Origin of the sequence: Caldimonas sp., assembly GCF_046291045.1 — a bacterium.
GTDB lineage: Bacteria > Pseudomonadota > Gammaproteobacteria > Burkholderiales > Burkholderiaceae_C > Caldimonas.
Genome location: NZ_JBKBSL010000007.1, coordinates 22,482 through 40,127, shown reverse-complemented (window position 1 = coordinate 40,127; position 17,646 = coordinate 22,482). Strand labels below are relative to the sequence as shown.

Below are 17,646 nucleotides of genomic sequence, written 5' to 3'. Positions count from 1 at the left end.
GGATTGTGGATCAACCCGGGCCGACCCCGCGCACGTCCACGAGGCGACGCAACATCTGCTCACATCCGGAGGGCCGGTCGCCCGCGGCCCCGTCAGGCCGTGACCAGAGGCTCCTTGATGATGACCGAGCCATCGGGCTGGGTCTCGACGTAGTGGCGCTCCTCCAAATCCTTCATCACGCGGCTGACCATCTCGCGCGAGGCGCCCACGATCTTGGCCAGATCCTGGCGCGAGACCTTGTTGCGGATCAGCAGCGTGCCGCCGGTCTCCTCGGCCATGTCGAGCAGGGTGCGCGCCACACGGCCATAGACGTCCAGCAGGGCCAGGGACTCGATCTGGCGGTCGGCCGCCCGCAACCGCGCGACCAGGCCGCGCATGATCGCGTAGGACAGGCTGGAGTTCTCTGGCAGGCAGCGCGCAAACTCGGCCCGGCCGAGTACCAGCACATCGGTCTGGACCTCGGCACGCACCGTGGCCGAATGAGGTTCGTTGTCGATCAGGCTCATCTCGCCCACGTAGTCGCCCGGGTGCAGCATGGCCAGGATGACCTCGCGGCCGCGCGAGTCCGCCGTGAGCACGCGGGCCCGGCCGGTGAGCAAAATGAACAGCGCATTCGACTTGCGCCCCTGCTCCACGATGATCTCGCCGCGCCGGAAGCGCCGTTTGACGACCCCCTCGGCGACCTGCTCGGCCTGCGCATGCGTGAGCATCGAAAACAGCGGGACACGACGAATCAGGTCGAGGTTGGACAGCATTGCCATGGACGGCCCCCTTGGTTCGTATCGGTCATCATCGGTCTGGATTGCCACGCCTCAAACCCCGACGGCGCATCCGGACGAGCGCTTTCCTACAATGCCGCTTTGCAGTGAAACCGGCCGGCCTCACCTGTACAGCAGCGGATCGCCGGGATCAGCGTGAGTTATCGCACAACCGCGACTCTAACTGAAGCACTGACTTTCACCGAGAGCCGCGCCGGTGTAAGGCGCGCGAACACCGCCCAACCCTTCCACCTCGCAGAACCACCGCCATGAGCACCACCACCAAGCACGCCCGGGTCCTGATCCTGGGGTCCGGCCCGGCCGGCTACACCGCCGCCATCTACGCGGCCCGCGCCAACCTCCAGCCCCTGCTGATCACCGGCCTGGCGCAGGGTGGCCAGCTCATGACCACCACCGACGTGGACAACTGGCCCGCCGACGTGCATGGCGTACAGGGCCCCGAGTTGATGCAGCGCTTCCAGCAGCACGCCGAGCGCTTCAAGGCCGAGATCGTCTTCGATCACATTCATACGGCCGACCTGTCCCGGCGGCCGTTCACGCTCACAGGCGACAGCGGCACCTACACCTGCGATGCGCTGGTCATCGCCACCGGCGCCTCGGCCAAGTACCTGGGCCTGCCCTCGGAACAGGCCTTCATGGGCCGCGGCGTGAGCGGCTGCGCCACCTGCGACGGCTTCTTCTACCGCGAGCAGCCGGTGTGCGTGGTCGGCGGCGGCAACACTGCGGTCGAGGAGGCGCTGTACCTGTCGAACATCGCCAGCAAGGTGCATCTCATCCACCGCCGCGACAAGTTCCGCGCCGAGGCCATCATGGTGGACAAGCTGATGGACAAGGTCGCTGCCGGCAAGATCGAGCTGCACCTGTTCCACACGCTCGACGAGGTGCTGGGCGACGCCAGCGGCGTGACCGGCGTGCGCCTGAAGAGCACACAAGACGGCCGCACCAAGGATCTGGCCGTGCAAGGCTGCTTCATCGCGATCGGCCACCAACCCAACACCGACATCTTCAAGGGTCAGCTCGAGATGAAAGACGGCTACATCCTCACCCGCAGCGGCCTGGACGGCATGGCCACGATGACCAGCGTGCCCGGCGTGTTTGCCGCCGGCGACGTTCAAGACCATGTCTACCGCCAGGCCATCACCAGCGCCGGCACCGGCTGCATGGCCGCCCTGGACGCCCAGCGCTTCCTCGAGCAGCACCCTCGCTGAGCCCCCGCCGGCTGGCTCTGGGGCTGTTTTGTGGCTATAATGATGGTCTTTGCCGAAATTGGCCTTGGTCAGCAATGCTGCTTTGTCGCTTGAAAGCGATGGAAGGGCGCTTGCGGGCGGCCTGCGAGGCATTCGCAGGCCGGCCAGGCCGTCGAAGGGCAATCACCAGGGAATTGTGCAGCCCCTGCTCTGGTTGCCGCGTCGTGAACCGAGATTGAAACGGAGAAGCGTCATGGCACGCGTCTGTCAAGTTACGGGCAAGGGCCCGATGGTGGGCAACAATGTGTCCCACGCCAACAACAAAACGAAGCGTCGCTTCCTGCCCAACCTGCAGTACCGCCGCTTCTGGCTCGAATCCGAGAACCGCTGGGTGCGCCTGCGCGTGAGCAATGCCGCGCTGCGCCTGATCGACAAGGTCGGCATCGACCAGGTGGTCGCCGACCTGCGCGCCAAGGGCGAGCTCTGATCCACCCGCCCCACTAAGGAGAACGAACCATGGCCACCAAAGGCGGACGCGAAAAGATCAAGCTGGAATCCACGGCCGGCACGGGTCACTTCTACACCACCACCAAGAACAAGAAGACCACGCCCGAAAAGCTGGAGTTCATCAAGTTCGACCCCAAGGCGCGCAAGCACGTCGCCTACAAGGAAACCAAGCTGAAGTAAACGCGAGGGCAGGCCGCATCATCAGGTCTGTCATCCCGGTTCACCGGCAAAAGAAAACCCGCCTGCGGTAACGCTGGCGGGTTTTTTCATGGCTCGCATCCGGCGACGCAATCACCACGTCACCCACAACGCGGCACCGTCGCGGCCCGGGCCCCGCGATTTGCGCAGAAAAAAGGCGCCCCGCCGGGCGCCTCTGGGTTGGGTCAGCGTCGGCCTGCGTCTCAGGCGCGGGCTGCCCGCAGCTTCAGCGCGAACTCCTGCAAAGCGGCCACGCCGCTGTCCTCGGCCTTCTTGCACCAGGCCTGCAGGTCGGCCACGAGCTGCTCGGCCGAGACATTGGTGCGCGTCCAAAGCTGGCGCAGTTCCTCGCGCATGGCCACCAGCTTGGCCAGCGCCGGCGACTGTGCGCAGGCCCTGGCAATGTGCTGCTTGAGTTCGCTGGGAATGCGGTCGTCGTCACGGTGCAGCCAGCGCTTGGCCAAGTGCAGCTCCTTCCAGCGCGCGGTGTTCTTCGCCCCGGCCTGCTTGAGCGCACGCAGCTCGTCGCGGCAGGCCCGACGCAGTTCGCGAGCGTATTTGGCCATGACCTCATAGCGGTTCGCAATGACGGCTTCCAGCGTCTTGGCGTCGGCCACCGGCTTGACTTCACCCAGCTTGAGCAGGGGCGGGGTCTTGCGCACTTTGGCCAGGCCCAGCATCTGCAGACCGCGGATGTAGACCCAGCCGATGTCGAATTCGTACGCCTTCACCGACAGCTTGGCCGAGGTCGGATAGGTGTGGTGGTTGTTGTGCAGTTCCTCGCCGCCGATGAGGATGCCCCAGGGCGAAATGTTGGTGGACGCATCGGGCGCTTCGAAGTTGCGGTAGCCCCACCAATGACCCAGACCGTTGATGATGCCGGCAGCCGTGACCGGGATCCACAGCATCTGCACGGCCCAGACCGTCAAACCGATCGCCCCGAACAGGGCCAAGTCGATGATGAGCATCAGACCGACTCCCTGCCAGGTGTAGCGGCTATAGAGGTGGCGCTCGATCCAATCGTCAGGCGTGTTGTGGCCATACTTGGCCAGCGTCTCCTGGTTCCTGGCCTCGGCCCGGTAGAGTTCGGAGCCTTCGCGCAGCACTTTGCCGATGCCATGTGTTTGCGGGCTGTGGGGGTCGTCCACGGTCTCGCACTTGGCGTGATGCTTGCGATGAATGGCCACCCACTCCTTGGTCACCATCCCGGTGGTGAGCCACAGCCAGAAGCGGAAGAAGTGCGACGCGATCGGATGCAGGTCCAAGGACCGGTGCGCCTGCGAGCGGTGCAGGAAGATCGTGACGGAGGCGATGGTGACGTGCGTGACCACCAGCGTGAAGGCCAGGATCTGCCACCAGGCAGCCTGCAACATTCCGTTGGCGAGCCAGTCCACCAGGCTCTCCCACACGACGAGAATTTCGGACATTGAACCGATCCTTTCAACAACAAAAACGACGAGCCGCCCCACCCTCGTGGCGCAGGCGTCCCGGGCAGGCCCGATTGTAGGGGCGGGCCGCCCGGCGCGGGGACGATGGACCCGCGCAAATGCACGGAATCCGGCCGTACCGCACACGGGCTTGATCCGTGTCAAGGGCCCCGGGGCTTGAAGTGGCTCCCGTTGGAGCGCCGCGACTCTAGCGCCGTTCCCACACGGCGGCAAAAAAGCCATCGGTGGCATGGCGGTGGGGCCATAGCCGCAGGCTATCACCTTGCACCAGGCTGGCGGCCTGCGGCACCTTGGCCTGGGCCAGGGCCTCGGCGGCACCAAGCCCCCGGAATTCGGGATGCGCCTCGGTGAAGGACTGTGCGACCTGCTCGTTCTCCTCGCGCAGGACGCTGCAAGTGGCGTAGACCAGCCGCCCGCCCGACTTGAGCAGGCGCGCCGCACTGTCGAGGATGGCCCGCTGCCGGGCCTGCAGTTCAGCCACGGCCTGCGGCGACTGCCGCCACTTCAGATCGGGGTTGCGGCGCAGCGTGCCCAGGCCGGAACAGGGCGCATCGACCAGCACGCGATCCACCTTGCCGGCCAGGCGCTTGATGCGTTCGTCGCGCTCATGGGCGATCTGGACCGGGTAGACGTTCGACAGGCCGCTGCGCGCCAAGCGGGGTTTGAGCTTTTCCAGCCGATGGCCCGAGACGTCGAAGGCGTACAGCCGCCCGGTGTTGCGCATGGCCGCCCCCAGGGCCAGGGTCTTGCCGCCCGCCCCGGCGCAGAAGTCCACCACCATCTCGCCGCGCTTGGCGCCGGTGAGCAGCACGAGGAGCTGGCTGCCCTCGTCCTGCACCTCGACGTCGCCGCGGGTGAAGACCTCCAGCTTGTTCAGCGCCGGCTTGCCCTGCACGCGCAGGCCCCAGGGAGAGTACGGCGTGGGCACGGCCTGGATGCCGGCGGCCGCCAACTCGGCCTGCACCGACTCCACTTTGGCCTTGAGCACGTTGACACGCAGGTCCAGCGGGGCCGGTTGGGACAGGCTGTCCACGAGCGGCCAGAACTCGTCGCCCAAGGCGTCCTTGAGCGCACCGGCCAGCCAGTCGGGCAGGTTGTGGCGCAGCTTCTCGGGCAGCGTGGCCGCCTCCACGGCCTTCACCTGGGTCAGCCAGGCCTGCTCGATGGGGCCCGTCGCGGCGCGCAGCGTGGCGTCCCCGCCCTGCCAAGCCAGCAGCGCCAGGCGGCGCTCCAGGGCGCCGTGGCCCGATTGGGCAAAGTGCTGGAAGTAAAGCCGCCGCCTCAGCACGGCGTAGGCAGTTTCCGCCAGGGCATGCCGCTCGCGCGGCCCCAGTGTGCGGTGCTGGCGGAAGAAGGCAGACACCACCGCGTCGGCCGGCGCGTCCAGCTTCAGGATGGCGCGCAGGAGTTCGGTGGCGAGATCGACCAGGGCGTTCGGATGCATGGCGCGGGATTATCCCCGGCCACGGCGGGGCTCACAGCAGCAGTTGCGGTTCGCCGCCGCGGTGGGTGACGATCCCCTTGCGCAGATCCAGCGCCTCTTCGACCATCCAGCGCACGGCACGCGGATAGATGACGTGCTCCCGGGCCAGCACCCGTTCGGCCAGGCTGTCCTCGGTGTCGTCGGGCCACACGGGCACGGCCGCCTGGATGATGATGGGGCCGTGGTCGAGTTCGGGGGTGACCAGGTGCACCGTGGCGCCGGCCAGCTTGCAACCGGCCTCCAGGGCCCTGCGATGGGTGTGCAGCCCCGGGAAGGCCGGCAGCAGCGAGGGGTGGATGTTCACCAGGCGGCCCTGGTAGTGCTGAACGAAACGCGCCGTGAGGATGCGCATGAAGCCGGCCAGGGCCACCACATCGGGCTGGTGGGTGTCGATCACGCGGGCCAGTTCGGCATCGAAGGCCTCGCGACTGGCGTACTGGGTGTGGTCCACCACGGCGGTGGGGATGCCGCGGGCGGCGGCGAACTGCAGGCCCTTGGCGTCCGGGCGGTTGCTGATCACGGCAGCGATCCGGGCGCCCCATTGCTCGGCCTCACAGGCCTGGACGATGGCTTCCATGTTCGAGCCCCGTCCCGAGATCAGAATCACGATGCGTTTCATGGGGCGGCAGTGTAGCCGTTGCCTCTCCCGGCCCGCGCAGGTCCGGGACGCCACACCTACAATCCTGCGCTTGCACCGCGATGCCTTCGCGCCACCTCCTTCTTCGTGCAGCGCCTTCCATGACCCAACGCGTCCTCACCGGCATTACCACCACCGGCACCCCCCACCTGGGCAACTACGTCGGCGCGATCCGCCCGACCGTGCAGGCCAGCCTGGAGCCAGGCGTGGAAAGCTTCCTCTTCCTGGCCGACTACCATGCGCTGATCAAGTGCGACGAGCCCGAGCGCATCGAGCGCTCGCGCCTGGAGATCGCCGCGGCCTGGCTGGCCGCCGGGCTCGATCCACAGCGCGTGACCTTCTACCGCCAAAGCGACATCCCCGAAACGCCCGAGCTCACCTGGCTGCTGACTTGCGTGACGGCCAAGGGTCTGATGAACCGGGCGCACGCCTACAAGGCCGCCACCGACGCCAACGAGGCCGCCGGCGAGGACCCGGATGCCAACATCACGATGGGCCTGTTCAGCTACCCCATCCTGATGGCCGCCGACATCCTGCTGTTCAACGCCCACCGCGTGCCCGTGGGCCGAGACCAGGTGCAGCACATCGAGATGGCGCGCGACATCGCGCAGCGCTTCAACCACCTGTTCGGGCGCGGGCGCGACTACTTCGTGCTGCCGCAGGCGCAGATCGACGATCACGTGGCCACGCTGCCTGGTCTGGATGGTCGCAAGATGTCCAAGAGCTACGACAACACCATTCCGTTGTTCGAGGGCGGGGCCAAGGGCCTGAAGGAGGCCATCGCCCGCATCGTGACCGACTCGCGCGCCCCCGGCGAACCGAAGGAGCCCGAGGGCTCGGCCCTCGTGATGATCCACGATGCCTTTGCCGATGCCGCCCAGCGCGAGGCCTTCCGGGCCGACCTGCGCTGCGGCCTGGGCTGGGGCGAGGCCAAGCAGCGGCTGCTGGCGCTGATCGAAGCGCACATCGGGCCGATGCGCGAGGTCTATGACCGCTACATGGCTCACCCCGAGCAGGTGGAGGAGATCCTGCAGGCCGGCGCACGAAAGGCCCGCGCGGTGGCCACGCCCTTCCTGAAGGAACTGCGCCATGCCGTGGGCCTGCGGCCGATGGTGGCCGTGCCGCGCGTGCCCGCCAAGGCAACGCCGGCCGCCAAGGCCGCAGCCCTGCCGGACTTCAAGCAGTATCGCGAGAACGGCCTGTTCTACTTCAAGCTCACCGCGCCCGACGGCCGCGTGCTGTTGCAAAGTACCGGACTGGCCGAAGGCCGTGAAGCAGGGGCTTGGGTCAAGCGCCTGCGGACCGAGGGGGCTGCGGCGCTGGACGAGGCCCCGGTGTCGCTGGGCGAAGGGGTGGAGCGCACGGCGGTCGAGGCGGCGCTGGCCGCCCTGATGGCGGCCCAGGAGTGACTCTCGACGGTGGCACCGTGGCCGGGATCCACATCACCGACATCGAGTCGGCCATCAACTGGTGGCGCCAGCAGCGGCCCTCGCCCGACGGCGTGACGGCCTGTGCCGAGGTGCGCGCGCTGGCCGAGGTGTATGCGCTGATGGTGTACTACCGCCACAGCGAGTGCGACGAGCACACCATGCCGCCGAAGGCCAAGGCCGCCTGGCTGGCGTGGTACGCCACCACGCCCGACACGCCTTGCATCGCGATCTGCTCGACCAGCCAGGGCGACGAAGTGTGCAAGGGCTGCGGGCGCGACTTCACCGAGGTGCAGATGTGGCCCGAAATGAGCCCGGCCGAGAAGCGGGCCACCTGGCGGCGCATCACGCTGCAAGGCACGGCCTGGCGCTTCAACCGCTATGCCGAGCGCACGAACGGGGATGCCGCCGTCAGCCCGGCGCCCCCTGCGGCAGGCGCAGGCTGAAGCAGCTCCCGCCGCCTTCACGCGGCTCGCAGCGGACCTGGCCGTCATGGCGCTGCGCGATCTGGCGCACCAGGCTCAGGCCCAGGCCCACGCCGCCGGCATACTCGGCATGCCCGGGCAGGCGGTAGAAGGCCTCGAAGATGCGCTCGCGCTGGTCCTCGGGCACGCCCGGCCCACGATCGCACACCTGCACCCGGGCCTGACCGCCCTCGAGATCCACGCGCACCATCGGCGGCTCGCTGCCGCCGTAGCGGTGGGCATTTTCCAGCAGGTTGCGCAGGGCGCGGCGCAGCAGGCGTTCGTCGCCTGACACCACGACGGGTTCGCCTTCCACCTGGGCATCGACCCGGGCGCCCTCCTCGGCAGCCAGCGCCAGCAGATCGACCGGCTCGCGGCGATCCAGGGCCCGTGCGGCATCGAGCCGACTGGCCAGCAGCACCTCCTCGACCAGTGCATCGAGTTCGCGGATGTTCGATTCGATCTCCTGCCGGAGCGCGGCGCGCGACTCGGGACCGGCCGTCTCGAGCAGCGAGACGGCCATCTTCAGCCGCGCCAGCGGAGAGCGCAGTTCGTGCGAGGCGTTGGCGAGCAGGGACTTGTGCGAACGCACCAACTCCTCGATCCGCGCGGCGGCCCGGTTGAAGCTGGCCGCCACGGCCGCCACCTCGTCGCGGCCGCGCACCTTCACGCGGTGGCTGAGCTGGCCCGCACCGAAGGCCTCGACACCGCGCTTGAGCGCCTCGAGCTGACGGGTGAGCCGGCGCACCACCGGGTAGGCGCCCAACGACACGGCGGCGAACAGCAGCACCAGCGCGATCACCAGGCCCTGCGCGCCTTCGAACAGCATCCACGGCGGCGTCAGGGCCGGCGGCGCGGGTGCCGGCAGTTCACGCACCTCGCCCGATCCCGTCATCACGCGCTGGTCGCGGCGCCAGCCTCCTTCACGCGGCCCGGTGCGCGGCGGGCCACGCAGCACCCACAGCACGCGCCCGTCGTTGAGTTCCATGCGCCAGAAGCGACGAGGCCCTTCATCCAGGGCTTCGCGGAAGCTGGGCGATTCGGCAATGCGCTCGCCCTGGGCATCGTCCAACGCCAGCGGCATGCGCAAGCGGGCCGACCATTCCTGCAGCCCGGCCGCCTGCTGCTCGCGCGGTACGCCGGCCGGCGGCAGCGCGTGGGCGAACAGTTCGCCCCAGGCCGCCTGGCGCTCGGACGACACCGCGCTCGCCCGCTGGGCCTGCTCGTGTTCGATGTTGCGCTTGAACAGCCAGCCCGCCACCAGGGCGAACAGCAGCAGCACCGCCACGACGGTGAGATAGATGCGCAGGTACAGGCTCTTCACGTCAGGCGTCTTCCGCATCCTGCTTCTTGGCGAAGACGTAGCCCGCGCCGCGCACCGTGAGGATGCGCCGCGGATTCTTCGGGTCGTCCTCGATGGCCGCACGGATGCGCGAGATGTGCACGTCGATGGAGCGGTCGAAGGCCTCCAGCGCATGGCCCTTGAGCGCGTCCATGATCTGGTCGCGCGAGAGCACACGCCCCGGATGCTGAGCCAGCACCACGAGCATCTGGAATTGATACCCCGTCAGCTCGCACTCGCGGCCGTCCACGCGGGCCACGCGCGCGCCCAGGTCGATCTCCAGCCGGCCGAAGCGCATCACATCGGCCTCGTCCTCGGCCGGCCCGTTCGTCGCACGGCGCAAGACGGCGCGCACCCGGGCCAGCAGCTCGCGCGGCTCGAAGGGCTTGGGCAGGTAGTCGTCGGCGCCGATCTCCAGGCCCACGACACGATCCATGGGCTCACCGCGCGCCGTCAGCATCAGCACCGGCAGGGCACGGGTGCGCGGCTGCGCACGCAGCTCGCGGCACAGATCCAGGCCATCGCCGTCGGGCAGCATCAGGTCGAGGATGAGGCCGTCGAAGCCGTGATCCTTGGCCGCCAGCAGCGTACGGGCCGCGGCCAGCGTCGGCGCAGCCGTCACCAGGTAGCCGGCCTGGCGCAGGTAGTCGCCCACCATGCCGGTCAGGCGGGTGTCGTCGTCGATCAGCAGCAAACGTGCGGACATGGGTTCTTCACCACGGAGGCACAGGCGTGCACAGCATAGCGGCCCGGACCCGGCCGGGCTCACCGGCAAGGCCCTGCGCTGCGCTCACCCGCCCCGTCACCGGGCAGGCTCGGGCGGTCGCGCAGCGCCCTCATGACGGTGAGGCCGGCGCTGCGCCATCCGCTCGGCCAACCGGGTGCGCTGCTCGGGCGTGAGCACGCGACTGATCTCCAGCATCGCCTGGCTGATGCGCCGACTGCGCTGATCCATCAGCGCCACCTGCTGCTGACGCAAGGCCTCCACGGCGTTGGCATCGACGGTGGGCTGCGTCCAGACCTGGCGGGCCTGTTGATGCAGCGAGCGGTGCGCCTCGCGCTGCCCCTGCAGGTCCTGCGCTGCGGCCCGCGCGATGCCCCGGATCCGAGCGGCCTGATCGTCGGTCACATCCAGTCCGTGCAGCATGCGATCGACCATGCGGTCCACACGTGCCGGATCGGCGCCCAGACGCCAGCCCATGCCGCCATGCATGCCGCCGCCGTGCATGGCGACGTGGTGGCTGCGAACATCGTCATGCCGGCCCTGCCCGGCGTCGGGCGCGGCGGCGACGGCCGCGGCGGTGGCCGTCAGGGCCCCGGCGGCCATCCCGAGGAACAGCCCTCGCCTCAGGGGGAGGAATTTCGGGTTCGACTTGCTCATGCGCTCGCTCCTGGCTTTGCGCCGGGCCCTGTGCCCGGTGTCCATGAGCGTGACTTTGAGCCGCCAGGGTGTCGATGCTGTGCGGCGTACGTAAAGTTATGTGTAGAGAACGGCGCTCAGGCAGGCGCCGGGGTCCGCGGCCCCAGTTGCCAGCGTTCGGCATGCACGCGCAGCTCGGCCAGACGCCGCCGAAGTTCAGCATCGCTGCGGTGTTCGTCCCCCCAGAAGAAGGCCCCACGCGCCTGGAGTTCGCCGTGATGCCGCCGCGCCGCATCCTCCAGCCAGTCCAGGCGGTGCAGGGTCAAGGGCGTGCATGACTGCCCACTGAGGTCATCATGGACGTCGATCATGTGTGAGCGCCACTGCTCGGCCAGGAACAGTCCTGCCAGATCGCCGCGCAAGGCGGCGCGCCAGCCTGTCAACACCCCATCGAGCCAACCCAGCACGGACGCGTTGGCGCCTCGCTGCGCAGCCTCGGAGCGCATGCGCTCATAGGCCACCATGGCCACCTCCTTTTCCAGGCGGAACAGGGTGAGCGCCGCGGCGTCTCCCGCATCGCGGGCATGATCGAGCAGCACCGCCGAGAAGCAGCGGGTCTCGAAGCGTTCGGCCGGATGGAACAGGGGCTGGTCGTCGCCTCGGCCTGCGGAGTTGAACTGGCAGCGGGGATCGAAGGGGTACATGTAGCCGAAGTCGAACAGCATCACCTGCCGCCCGGTGTCCAGCAGGTTGCCGGGTGCAAGATCCCACTCGAACAGGCCCTGGCCCCAAAGCAGGCACAGGCTGTCGAGCACCTGGCCGATGCTGCGCTCGCTCCAATCCGACACGGGACTGCCATCGATCCACGGCGAGACGATGAGCCCCTGCCGGTACGAGGCATAGGTGGTCTCGATCAGTCCACACCAGCGCGGCTGCTGGGGCTGCGCGTGCCTCAGGCGCTCGATGTCCCCGCGCCGCATCACCTCGTTGAGGAAGGACAGCTCACCATCGGCGTTGCGCACGCGGGACTCGGCCCGCACCCGCTTGAGCGCCAGGGGGCCCCGTGGGCCTTCCAGGCGCAGCACCTGGGCCGTGAGCCCACCGTCGCACACGCGGGAGACCCGCGGGTCGTCTGTCGCCAACCGCTGCAGCTCACTGGGGGACCAAGGCAGGCCCTGCGCCTGGCCGATCTCGAGATCCCGGCCGCTGGCGATGAAGGCCTGCTGTGCCGCACGGCGCGCCGCGTCCAGCATCTCAGGTCCGCGGCATGGCCGGGGCGAACGGTGGCAGACAGAGGCGATGCTTCAAGGGCAAACCTGGGGCCAAAAGGGCCCGCATGATGACTCAGCCCCTCCCGGCTGTCCAGCCCCCAAGAGGGGACTGCGGCCTCGCCACGGATCCTTCGCTGCAAGCCCCTGCCGCCCCGTGTGTGGCGACGCCATGGCTGCGCGGACCTTCACGCCCGGCATGGCCGGCGGCGGGCCGGCAGCATCGTCCCGGCCGGTGCTTGCGGACCCTCAGCCCAGGCACAGCCGGACCACCGGGCGGTGTGGCTTGCGCCGAGCCACCTCGACGAAGCCGGCCTGGTCGTACATGGGCTTGGCGCCGAACCACAGGGACTCGGCGCTAGATCGCCCGGGCCGGTCGACCGGGTAGGCCTCCAGCAGGGTGACGCCCTGCCGCCGGGCGTGCTCGACGGCACCCTGCAGCAGCCCCCGCGCCACCCCCTGCCCCCGCATCGGCGAGGGCACGACGAAACAGACGATCGACCAGACCGGCTGTCCATCGACGGGCTTCATGATGGGCGAGCGGGCCAGCCTGGCATAGTCCTCGCGCGGGCCGAGCGACACCCAGCCGACCGGCACCTCCCCGTGGTAGCCGATGAGTCCCGGAGACCGGCCGGACTCCACGAGCGCCTTCAGGGCAGACCGGCGGGCCACGGCCCGATCGCCATGAGCCGAACCGAGGTCCCAGGGGCCGCTGAGGCGGTAGTACATGCACCAGCGCCCCCGGGCCACCGAACATCCCTTGCCGTTGAAGATCGTTTCCAGATCCGGCCCAGCGCCCGGGCGTGAGGGGATGGACATCGAGCTTCATGGGGAGGTTCTCGGGGCAGGATGCACGACGTGCATCCTAAACCCGCGCCGGATGCGACTCCAGGCCCTCGCCTCCGCGCCCGGGCCCGGTGCGCCGCTCAGCGACCCAGCGCCGGCGCCTCCAGCCGCTCCTGGCGCCACTCCATCACGCTCTTGAGCACCAGGCTCAGCAAGGCCATGCACGCCAGCACGGCAGCCGCCGTGAAGGCAGCGGCCACCTTGTAGTCGTTGTTGAGCTGCTCGACCAGCAGCGGCAGCGTGAGCGTCTGGTTCATGATCGTGCCCGAGACCACGGCCACCGAGCCGAATTCGCCCACGGCCCGCGCATTGGTCGTGACCACCCCGTTGAGCAGGGCCCACTTGATCTTGGGCAGGGTCACGCGCCAGAAGATCTGCCAGCCACTGGCCCCCAGCGTGAGCGCCACATGCTCCTCGTCGTTGCCGTGCGTCTGCATCAGCGGGATGAGGATGCGCGCCACGTAGGGCGAGGTGATGAAGATCGTGACCAGCACGATGCCCGGCCAGGCAAAGATGATCTGGATGTCGTGCGAGGCCAGCCACTGGCCGAGCAGCCCCTCCATGCCGTAGACCACCAGATAGCACATGCCGGCCACCACCGGCGAGGTGGCAAAGGGAATGTCGATCAGCGTGGTGAGCAGCCGCCGCCCGCGGAATTCGTATTGCGTGACGCACCAGGCCAGGGCGATGCCGAAGACCAGGTTGACGGGCACGGTGAGCACGGCCACCAGCAGGGTCAGGCCCAGGGCATGGCGCATGTAGCCTTCGGACAGGTTGGCCGCCAGCAGCGACCAGCCGCCGCTGAGCGCCTGGGTGAAGATCAGCACCAGCGGCAGCACGAGCAGCAGCGCCGCCACCCCCACACCCAGGCCGATGAGCGCCCATTGATGTCCGTGTTGCGGTCGCTTCATCCGGCGCTCCTCTGCCAACGCAGCACGCGGCCCTGCAGCACGTACAGGCCGAACATCAGCAGCAGCGAGGTCAGCAGGATCACCGTGGCGATCGCCGCGGCCGCCGGGTACTCGTATTCCTGCAGGCGCACGAAGATCATCAGCGAGCTGACCTCGGTCTGGAAGGGAATGTTGCCGGCGATCATCACCACCGCGCCGAACTCACCGAGGCTGCGGATGAAGGACTGGGCGCCTCCGGTGACCACGGCGGGGATCAGCGTGGGCAGGATCACGCGCCAGAAGATCTGCGCGCGCGAAGCCCCCAGCGTGCGGGCGGCCTCCTCCACCTCGGTGCCGAAATCCTGCAGCACGGGCTGGATGGTGCGCACCACGAAGGGCAGGCTGGTGAAGGTCATCGCGACCACGATGCCGGGATAGGCATAGGCGATCTTCAGGCCCGCCAGCTCGAACCACTGGCCCACCCAGCCGGTGGGAGCCAGCAGCACCGCCAGCGTCAAGCCCGCCACCGCGGTGGGCAGGGCAAAGGGCAGGTCGATCAGGGTGTCGAGCAGGCGGCGGCCGGGAAAGTCGTAGCGCACCGTCACCCAGGCCAGCAGCAGTCCGATCAGCACCGAGGCCGCCGTGGCGTACAGCGCGGCACCGAGGGTGACGCGGTAGCTGGCCAGCACGCGCGGATCGGTGACGGCCTGCCAGTACTGCACCAGGCTCAGCTCGGCCGAGTAGGCCAGCAGCGCCGAGACCGGAAAGAGGATGACCAGCGTGATGAAAAAGCTGCTGATGCCCAGGCTCGGTCCGAAGCCCGGCAGCACGGCGGGTCGGATCAACAGCAGCGAACGGGAAGCGGTGACGGCCATGGCAAGGCGGGCCCGGCACGGGCCCGCTCGGGTCGGCAGAACAGCGACGGGATCAGCGACGGCGGGCGAGCAACTGGTCCAGGATGGCGCCCGAGGCGAAGTGGGTCTCGCTGATCCTGTCCCACGGGCCCAGCACCTTGACGGGGTCGATCAGGCGGATCGGCGGAAACTTGTCGGCCGTGGCCTTGACCACCGTGGGCTCGTGCACGCGGTAGTTGAACGAGGTCAGCAGCAACTGGATCTCGCGGGTGTACTGGAAGTTCAGGTATTCGGTGGCCAGGGCGCGGGTGCCCTTCTCGTCGACCACCTTGTCGACCACGGCGACCGGGAACTCGGCCAGCACCGACACCGGCGGCACCACCACCTCCAGGCCCAGGGCCTTGAATTCGTCGCCGCGGGCGATGTTGATCACCTCGGACTCGAAGGTCAGCAGCACGTCGCCCTGGTTGTTCTGAGCGAAGGCCACCGTGGCGCCGCGGCCGCCGGTGGGGAAGTTCTGCACGTTGGCCAGCAGTCGGGCGACGAAGTCGCGCACCTGCGCCTCATTGCCCTTGAACTTCTCGTTCGCGTAGAGCCAGGCTCCCAGGTAGGTGTAGCGCGCGTTGCCGGAGGTCTTGGGGTTGGGGAAGATGAGCTTCACGTCCTCGCGCACCAGGTCGTCCCAGGACTTGATGTTCTTGGGATTGCCCTTGCGCACCAGGAAGGCGATGGTGCTGTAGTAGGGCGAGGCGTTGTTCGGGAACTTTTTCGTCCAGTCGGCCGAGACCAGGCCGCGCTTGGCCAGGATCTCGATGTCGGTGGCCTGGTTGAAGGTGACGGTGTCGACCTTCTTGCCCTGGATGATGTCCTGGGCCTGGCGCGAAGTGCCGGCATGCGACTGGTCGATCCTCACGTCTTGGCCGGTCTTCTTCTTCCAGTGCTCGACGAACTTGGGGTTGATCGCCGCGAACAGTTCGCGGGCGATGTCGTAGGACGCATTCAGGAGGGTGGGGCCGGACTGGGCCCAGGCGCCCGAGGCGGCGGCGAAGGCGGCAGCCACGAGGCCGGCACGCAGGAATTGCTTGAACATGATGACGGTCCTTTGGATTCCGGGAATGGGCAAGATCAGGCGGCTTCGGCCTCGAAGCGCGTCACACGGCGCGGCTTCAGGTAGGCGGTACTGCCGGGGGCCAGGCCGAGCTGCTCGCGCAGCGCCGCGAACCGGGCCCGCGGCATCTCGACATCGACATAACAGCCGTCGTCCAGCCGCTTGAACTCGATGCGGGTGTTGGGACCCACGGTCAGCGTCTGCGACAGCGTCACCGGCAAGCTGCCCTCCTCGGGCTGACCCAGGATGTCGAGCTCGTGCGGCCGCACATAGCTCACCTCGTCGGTGGCACCACCCGGCGCATGGCCGAAGCGGCCGTGGAAGAGGTTCACGTCACCCAGGAACTGCAGCACGAAGGGCGTGGCCGGGTGGTCGTAGACCTCGTCGGGTGTGCCCTGCTGTTCGATACGGCCGTGGTTCATCACCACGATGCGGTCGGCCACCTCCATCGCCTCGTCCTGGTCGTGCGTGACGAAGACGCTGGTCAGGTGGACCTCGTCGTGCAGCCGGCGCAGCCAGCGACGCAGTTCCTTGCGCACCTTGGCATCGAGCGCGCCGAAGGGCTCGTCGAGGAGCAGCACCTTGGGCTCCACCGCGAGCGCACGGGCCAGGGCAATGCGCTGTCGCTGCCCGCCCGAAAGCTGGTGGGGATAGCGGTCGGCGATCCAGTCGAGCTGGACCAGCTCCAGCAGTTCCGTCACCTTCTTGCGGATCTGCTCCTCGCTGGGCCGCGTGGCCCGCGGGCGCACGCGCAGCCCGAAGGCCACGTTCTCGAAGATGGTCATGTGGTTGAACAGGGCATAGTGCTGGAACACGAAACCCACGTTGCGCTCGCGCACGTCAGCCTCGGTGGCGTCCTCGCCATGGAAATGCACCGTGCCCGCATCGGGCCGCTCCAGCCCGGCGATGATGCGCAGCAGGCTGGTCTTGCCCGACCCCGAGGGGCCAAGCAAGGCCACCAGTTCGCCCGAGGGAATGTCCAGGTTCAGGTGGTCGCACACCACCGTCTTGCCGAAGGCCTTGTAGAGGTTGCGCACTTCGATGCTCATGCCAACTCCTGCGGGCATGGAAGCCCCGAGCCGATCGCCCAGACTGTGTGCATGACTGTGATCCGTCCCAAAAACACTGCGAGGAGTCGATGCTATCGGGGTGTCATCAGAAAGAGAACGAATATATAGTCCGTTGTTTATTACTTTTTGGATTGAATAGTGGACCCAAGCCCGTCCGCTGGCCCTTGGCAAGCTGTTCAAGGGCTGTCTATAATGGCGGGCTCTAGGCGCTTTAGCTCAGTCGGTTAGAGCGACGGAATCATAATCCGCAGGTCCGGGGTTCGAGTCCCTGAAGCGCCACCAGAATCCCGGCCCCAGTCTTCGGACTGGGGCCGTTTTCGTTTGGGCGGCCCAGGACGCATACTGGGTCGCAATCCCGCCAACAACTGCAGCCCCTGGATCTACACCATGTTTCGCTGTGTGCTGATCGGCCTGACCCTGTCGGCCGCCACCCTCGTTGCCCAGGCCCAGGCCGTCGTGGCGCGCCAGTTCCCCGCCACCGCCTTGCGTGGCGAGATGGTTTTCGGGCAACCCCCGGAGGTCGTGCTCAACGGCCAGCCGGCCCGCATGGTGCCGGCCTCGCGCATCCGCGGCACCAACAACCTGCTGCTGCTGTCGGGCTCCCTGGTGGGCGCAAAGGCCGTCGTGCATTACACGCTGGACCCACAGGGCTTCGTGAAGGATGTCTGGATCCTGCGCGAAGACGAGCTGAAGAAGCCCTGGCCGCGCACGCCCGAGGAAGCCCGGACCTGGCGCTTCGAGCCGATCTCGCAGACCTGGACCCCGCGTTGAAGGAGAG

General features: G+C 68.2%; 19 protein-coding genes and 1 tRNA gene. 7 read left to right on the top strand and 13 right to left on the bottom strand.

Features of this window, described 5'->3' with window-relative positions:
• Positions 1-92 precede the first annotated feature (92 nt).
• On the bottom strand, positions 93-761 hold the full coding sequence (locus ACK4ZD_RS03975) for a Crp/Fnr family transcriptional regulator (RefSeq protein WP_409659018.1): 669 nt from the start codon (positions 759-761) through the stop codon (positions 93-95).
• 266 nt (positions 762-1,027) lie between these two features.
• On the opposite strand from ACK4ZD_RS03975, the gene trxB reads away from it, so the two are divergent.
• From trxB to rpmG, 3 genes are all read left to right on the top strand, one after another.
• Positions 1,028-1,987, top strand: a complete 960-nt coding sequence (gene trxB, locus ACK4ZD_RS03970; protein ID WP_409659016.1) for a thioredoxin-disulfide reductase — start codon at positions 1,028-1,030, stop codon at positions 1,985-1,987.
• A gap of 232 nt (positions 1,988-2,219) precedes the next feature.
• Complete coding sequence (gene rpmB / locus ACK4ZD_RS03965; protein ID WP_409659014.1) at positions 2,220-2,453, top strand: 50S ribosomal protein L28; 234 nt, start codon at positions 2,220-2,222, stop codon at positions 2,451-2,453.
• Between the two features lie 29 nt (positions 2,454-2,482).
• Positions 2,483-2,653 carry a 50S ribosomal protein L33 gene (gene rpmG, locus ACK4ZD_RS03960; protein ID WP_104303250.1) on the top strand — a complete coding sequence of 57 codons (171 nt, stop codon included), beginning with the start codon at positions 2,483-2,485 and terminating at the stop codon, positions 2,651-2,653.
• Between the two features lie 221 nt (positions 2,654-2,874).
• Here the strand turns inward: rpmG and ACK4ZD_RS03955 are convergent, their stop codons facing one another.
• From ACK4ZD_RS03955 to purN, 3 genes are all read right to left on the bottom strand, one after another.
• Complete coding sequence (locus ACK4ZD_RS03955; RefSeq protein WP_409659011.1) at positions 2,875-4,098, bottom strand: fatty acid desaturase; 1,224 nt, start codon at positions 4,096-4,098, stop codon at positions 2,875-2,877.
• Positions 4,099-4,306: 208 nt separating this feature from the next.
• Complete coding sequence (locus ACK4ZD_RS03950) at positions 4,307-5,563, bottom strand: RsmB/NOP family class I SAM-dependent RNA methyltransferase (RefSeq protein WP_409659009.1); 1,257 nt, start codon at positions 5,561-5,563, stop codon at positions 4,307-4,309.
• 31 nt (positions 5,564-5,594) lie between these two features.
• Positions 5,595-6,221, bottom strand: a complete 627-nt coding sequence (purN, locus tag ACK4ZD_RS03945) for a phosphoribosylglycinamide formyltransferase (protein WP_409659007.1) — start codon at positions 6,219-6,221, stop codon at positions 5,595-5,597.
• A gap of 119 nt (positions 6,222-6,340) precedes the next feature.
• Here purN and ACK4ZD_RS03940 point away from each other — a divergent pair, with 119 nt between their 5' ends.
• Entirely contained in the window at positions 6,341-7,648 is a 1,308-nt protein-coding gene (locus ACK4ZD_RS03940) for a tryptophan--tRNA ligase (RefSeq protein WP_409659005.1), read from the top strand.
• Positions 7,649-7,665: 17 nt separating this feature from the next.
• Positions 7,666-8,112: a DUF3717 domain-containing protein gene (locus tag ACK4ZD_RS03935; protein WP_409659115.1), complete on the top strand. Its 447-nt coding sequence runs from the start codon at positions 7,666-7,668 to the stop codon at positions 8,110-8,112.
• Here ACK4ZD_RS03935 and ACK4ZD_RS03930 read toward each other — a convergent pair.
• The 9 genes from ACK4ZD_RS03930 to ACK4ZD_RS03890 all read right to left on the bottom strand — a co-directional run bounded on the left by ACK4ZD_RS03930 (position 8,078) and on the right by ACK4ZD_RS03890 (position 16,847).
• Positions 8,078-9,472 (bottom strand): ATP-binding protein, encoded by a 1,395-nt coding sequence (locus ACK4ZD_RS03930; RefSeq protein ID WP_409659003.1) that lies wholly within the window; start codon positions 9,470-9,472, stop codon positions 8,078-8,080. The genes ACK4ZD_RS03935 and ACK4ZD_RS03930 overlap by 35 nt on opposite strands.
• The gene (locus tag ACK4ZD_RS03925) at positions 9,456-10,178 is read right to left on the bottom strand and encodes a winged helix-turn-helix domain-containing protein (RefSeq protein WP_409659001.1); all 723 of its coding nucleotides are present in this window, start codon (positions 10,176-10,178) and stop codon (positions 9,456-9,458) included. Before ACK4ZD_RS03925 ends, ACK4ZD_RS03930 begins: the two co-directional genes overlap by 17 nt.
• Before the next feature lie 96 nt (positions 10,179-10,274).
• A complete protein-coding gene (locus ACK4ZD_RS03920; RefSeq protein ID WP_409658999.1) occupies positions 10,275-10,853 on the bottom strand; it encodes a Spy/CpxP family protein refolding chaperone in 579 nt (192 codons plus the stop codon).
• Positions 10,854-10,969: 116 nt separating this feature from the next.
• Entirely contained in the window at positions 10,970-12,085 is a 1,116-nt protein-coding gene (locus ACK4ZD_RS03915) for a hypothetical protein (protein WP_409658997.1), read from the bottom strand.
• Positions 12,086-12,349: 264 nt separating this feature from the next.
• Positions 12,350-12,919 (bottom strand): N-acetyltransferase family protein, encoded by a 570-nt coding sequence (locus ACK4ZD_RS03910; RefSeq protein WP_409658995.1) that lies wholly within the window; start codon positions 12,917-12,919, stop codon positions 12,350-12,352.
• Positions 12,920-13,026: 107 nt separating this feature from the next.
• Positions 13,027-13,857 carry a sulfate ABC transporter permease subunit CysW gene (cysW, locus tag ACK4ZD_RS03905; protein WP_409658993.1) on the bottom strand — a complete coding sequence of 277 codons (831 nt, stop codon included), beginning with the start codon at positions 13,855-13,857 and terminating at the stop codon, positions 13,027-13,029.
• A complete protein-coding gene (gene cysT / locus ACK4ZD_RS03900) occupies positions 13,854-14,711 on the bottom strand; it encodes a sulfate ABC transporter permease subunit CysT (protein WP_409658991.1) in 858 nt (285 codons plus the stop codon). The genes cysW and cysT overlap by 4 nt, the downstream gene beginning before the upstream one ends.
• Positions 14,712-14,763: 52 nt before the next feature.
• A complete protein-coding gene (gene cysP / locus ACK4ZD_RS03895) occupies positions 14,764-15,780 on the bottom strand; it encodes a thiosulfate ABC transporter substrate-binding protein CysP (protein ID WP_409658989.1) in 1,017 nt (338 codons plus the stop codon).
• 35 nt (positions 15,781-15,815) lie between these two features.
• Positions 15,816-16,847: a sulfate/molybdate ABC transporter ATP-binding protein gene (locus tag ACK4ZD_RS03890; protein WP_409658987.1), complete on the bottom strand. Its 1,032-nt coding sequence runs from the start codon at positions 16,845-16,847 to the stop codon at positions 15,816-15,818.
• 226 nt (positions 16,848-17,073) lie between these two features.
• Between ACK4ZD_RS03890 and ACK4ZD_RS03885 the strand changes: the two genes are divergently transcribed.
• Both ACK4ZD_RS03885 and ACK4ZD_RS03880 read left to right on the top strand, forming a co-directional pair.
• Positions 17,074-17,150, top strand: a tRNA-Met gene (locus ACK4ZD_RS03885).
• 105 nt (positions 17,151-17,255) lie between these two features.
• A complete protein-coding gene (locus tag ACK4ZD_RS03880) occupies positions 17,256-17,639 on the top strand; it encodes a hypothetical protein (protein ID WP_409658985.1) in 384 nt (127 codons plus the stop codon).
• Positions 17,640-17,646: the final 7 nt, after the last annotated feature.

Bases quoted from the DNA above. Each gene is read 5' to 3' on its own strand.
- ACK4ZD_RS03975 (WP_409659018.1), bottom strand. From the start codon at position 761: ATGGCAATGCTGTCCAACCTCGACCTGATTCGTCGTGTCCCGCTGTTT.
- trxB (WP_409659016.1), top strand. From the start codon at position 1,028: ATGAGCACCACCACCAAGCACGCCCGGGTCCTGATCCTGGGGTCCGGC.
- rpmB (WP_409659014.1), top strand. From the start codon at position 2,220: ATGGCACGCGTCTGTCAAGTTACGGGCAAGGGCCCGATGGTGGGCAAC.
- rpmG (WP_104303250.1), top strand. From the start codon at position 2,483: ATGGCCACCAAAGGCGGACGCGAAAAGATCAAGCTGGAATCCACGGCC.
- ACK4ZD_RS03955 (WP_409659011.1), bottom strand. From the start codon at position 4,098: ATGTCCGAAATTCTCGTCGTGTGGGAGAGCCTGGTGGACTGGCTCGCC.
- ACK4ZD_RS03950 (WP_409659009.1), bottom strand. From the start codon at position 5,563: ATGCATCCGAACGCCCTGGTCGATCTCGCCACCGAACTCCTGCGCGCC.
- purN (WP_409659007.1), bottom strand. From the start codon at position 6,221: ATGAAACGCATCGTGATTCTGATCTCGGGACGGGGCTCGAACATGGAA.
- ACK4ZD_RS03940 (WP_409659005.1), top strand. From the start codon at position 6,341: ATGACCCAACGCGTCCTCACCGGCATTACCACCACCGGCACCCCCCAC.
- ACK4ZD_RS03930 (WP_409659003.1), bottom strand. From the start codon at position 9,472: ATGCGGAAGACGCCTGACGTGAAGAGCCTGTACCTGCGCATCTATCTC.
- ACK4ZD_RS03925 (WP_409659001.1), bottom strand. From the start codon at position 10,178: ATGTCCGCACGTTTGCTGCTGATCGACGACGACACCCGCCTGACCGGC.
- ACK4ZD_RS03920 (WP_409658999.1), bottom strand. From the start codon at position 10,853: ATGAGCAAGTCGAACCCGAAATTCCTCCCCCTGAGGCGAGGGCTGTTC.
- ACK4ZD_RS03915 (WP_409658997.1), bottom strand. From the start codon at position 12,085: ATGCTGGACGCGGCGCGCCGTGCGGCACAGCAGGCCTTCATCGCCAGC.
- ACK4ZD_RS03910 (WP_409658995.1), bottom strand. From the start codon at position 12,919: ATGTCCATCCCCTCACGCCCGGGCGCTGGGCCGGATCTGGAAACGATC.
- cysW (WP_409658993.1), bottom strand. From the start codon at position 13,857: ATGAAGCGACCGCAACACGGACATCAATGGGCGCTCATCGGCCTGGGT.
- cysT (WP_409658991.1), bottom strand. From the start codon at position 14,711: ATGGCCGTCACCGCTTCCCGTTCGCTGCTGTTGATCCGACCCGCCGTG.
- cysP (WP_409658989.1), bottom strand. From the start codon at position 15,780: ATGTTCAAGCAATTCCTGCGTGCCGGCCTCGTGGCTGCCGCCTTCGCC.
- ACK4ZD_RS03890 (WP_409658987.1), bottom strand. From the start codon at position 16,847: ATGAGCATCGAAGTGCGCAACCTCTACAAGGCCTTCGGCAAGACGGTG.
- ACK4ZD_RS03880 (WP_409658985.1), top strand. From the start codon at position 17,256: ATGTTTCGCTGTGTGCTGATCGGCCTGACCCTGTCGGCCGCCACCCTC.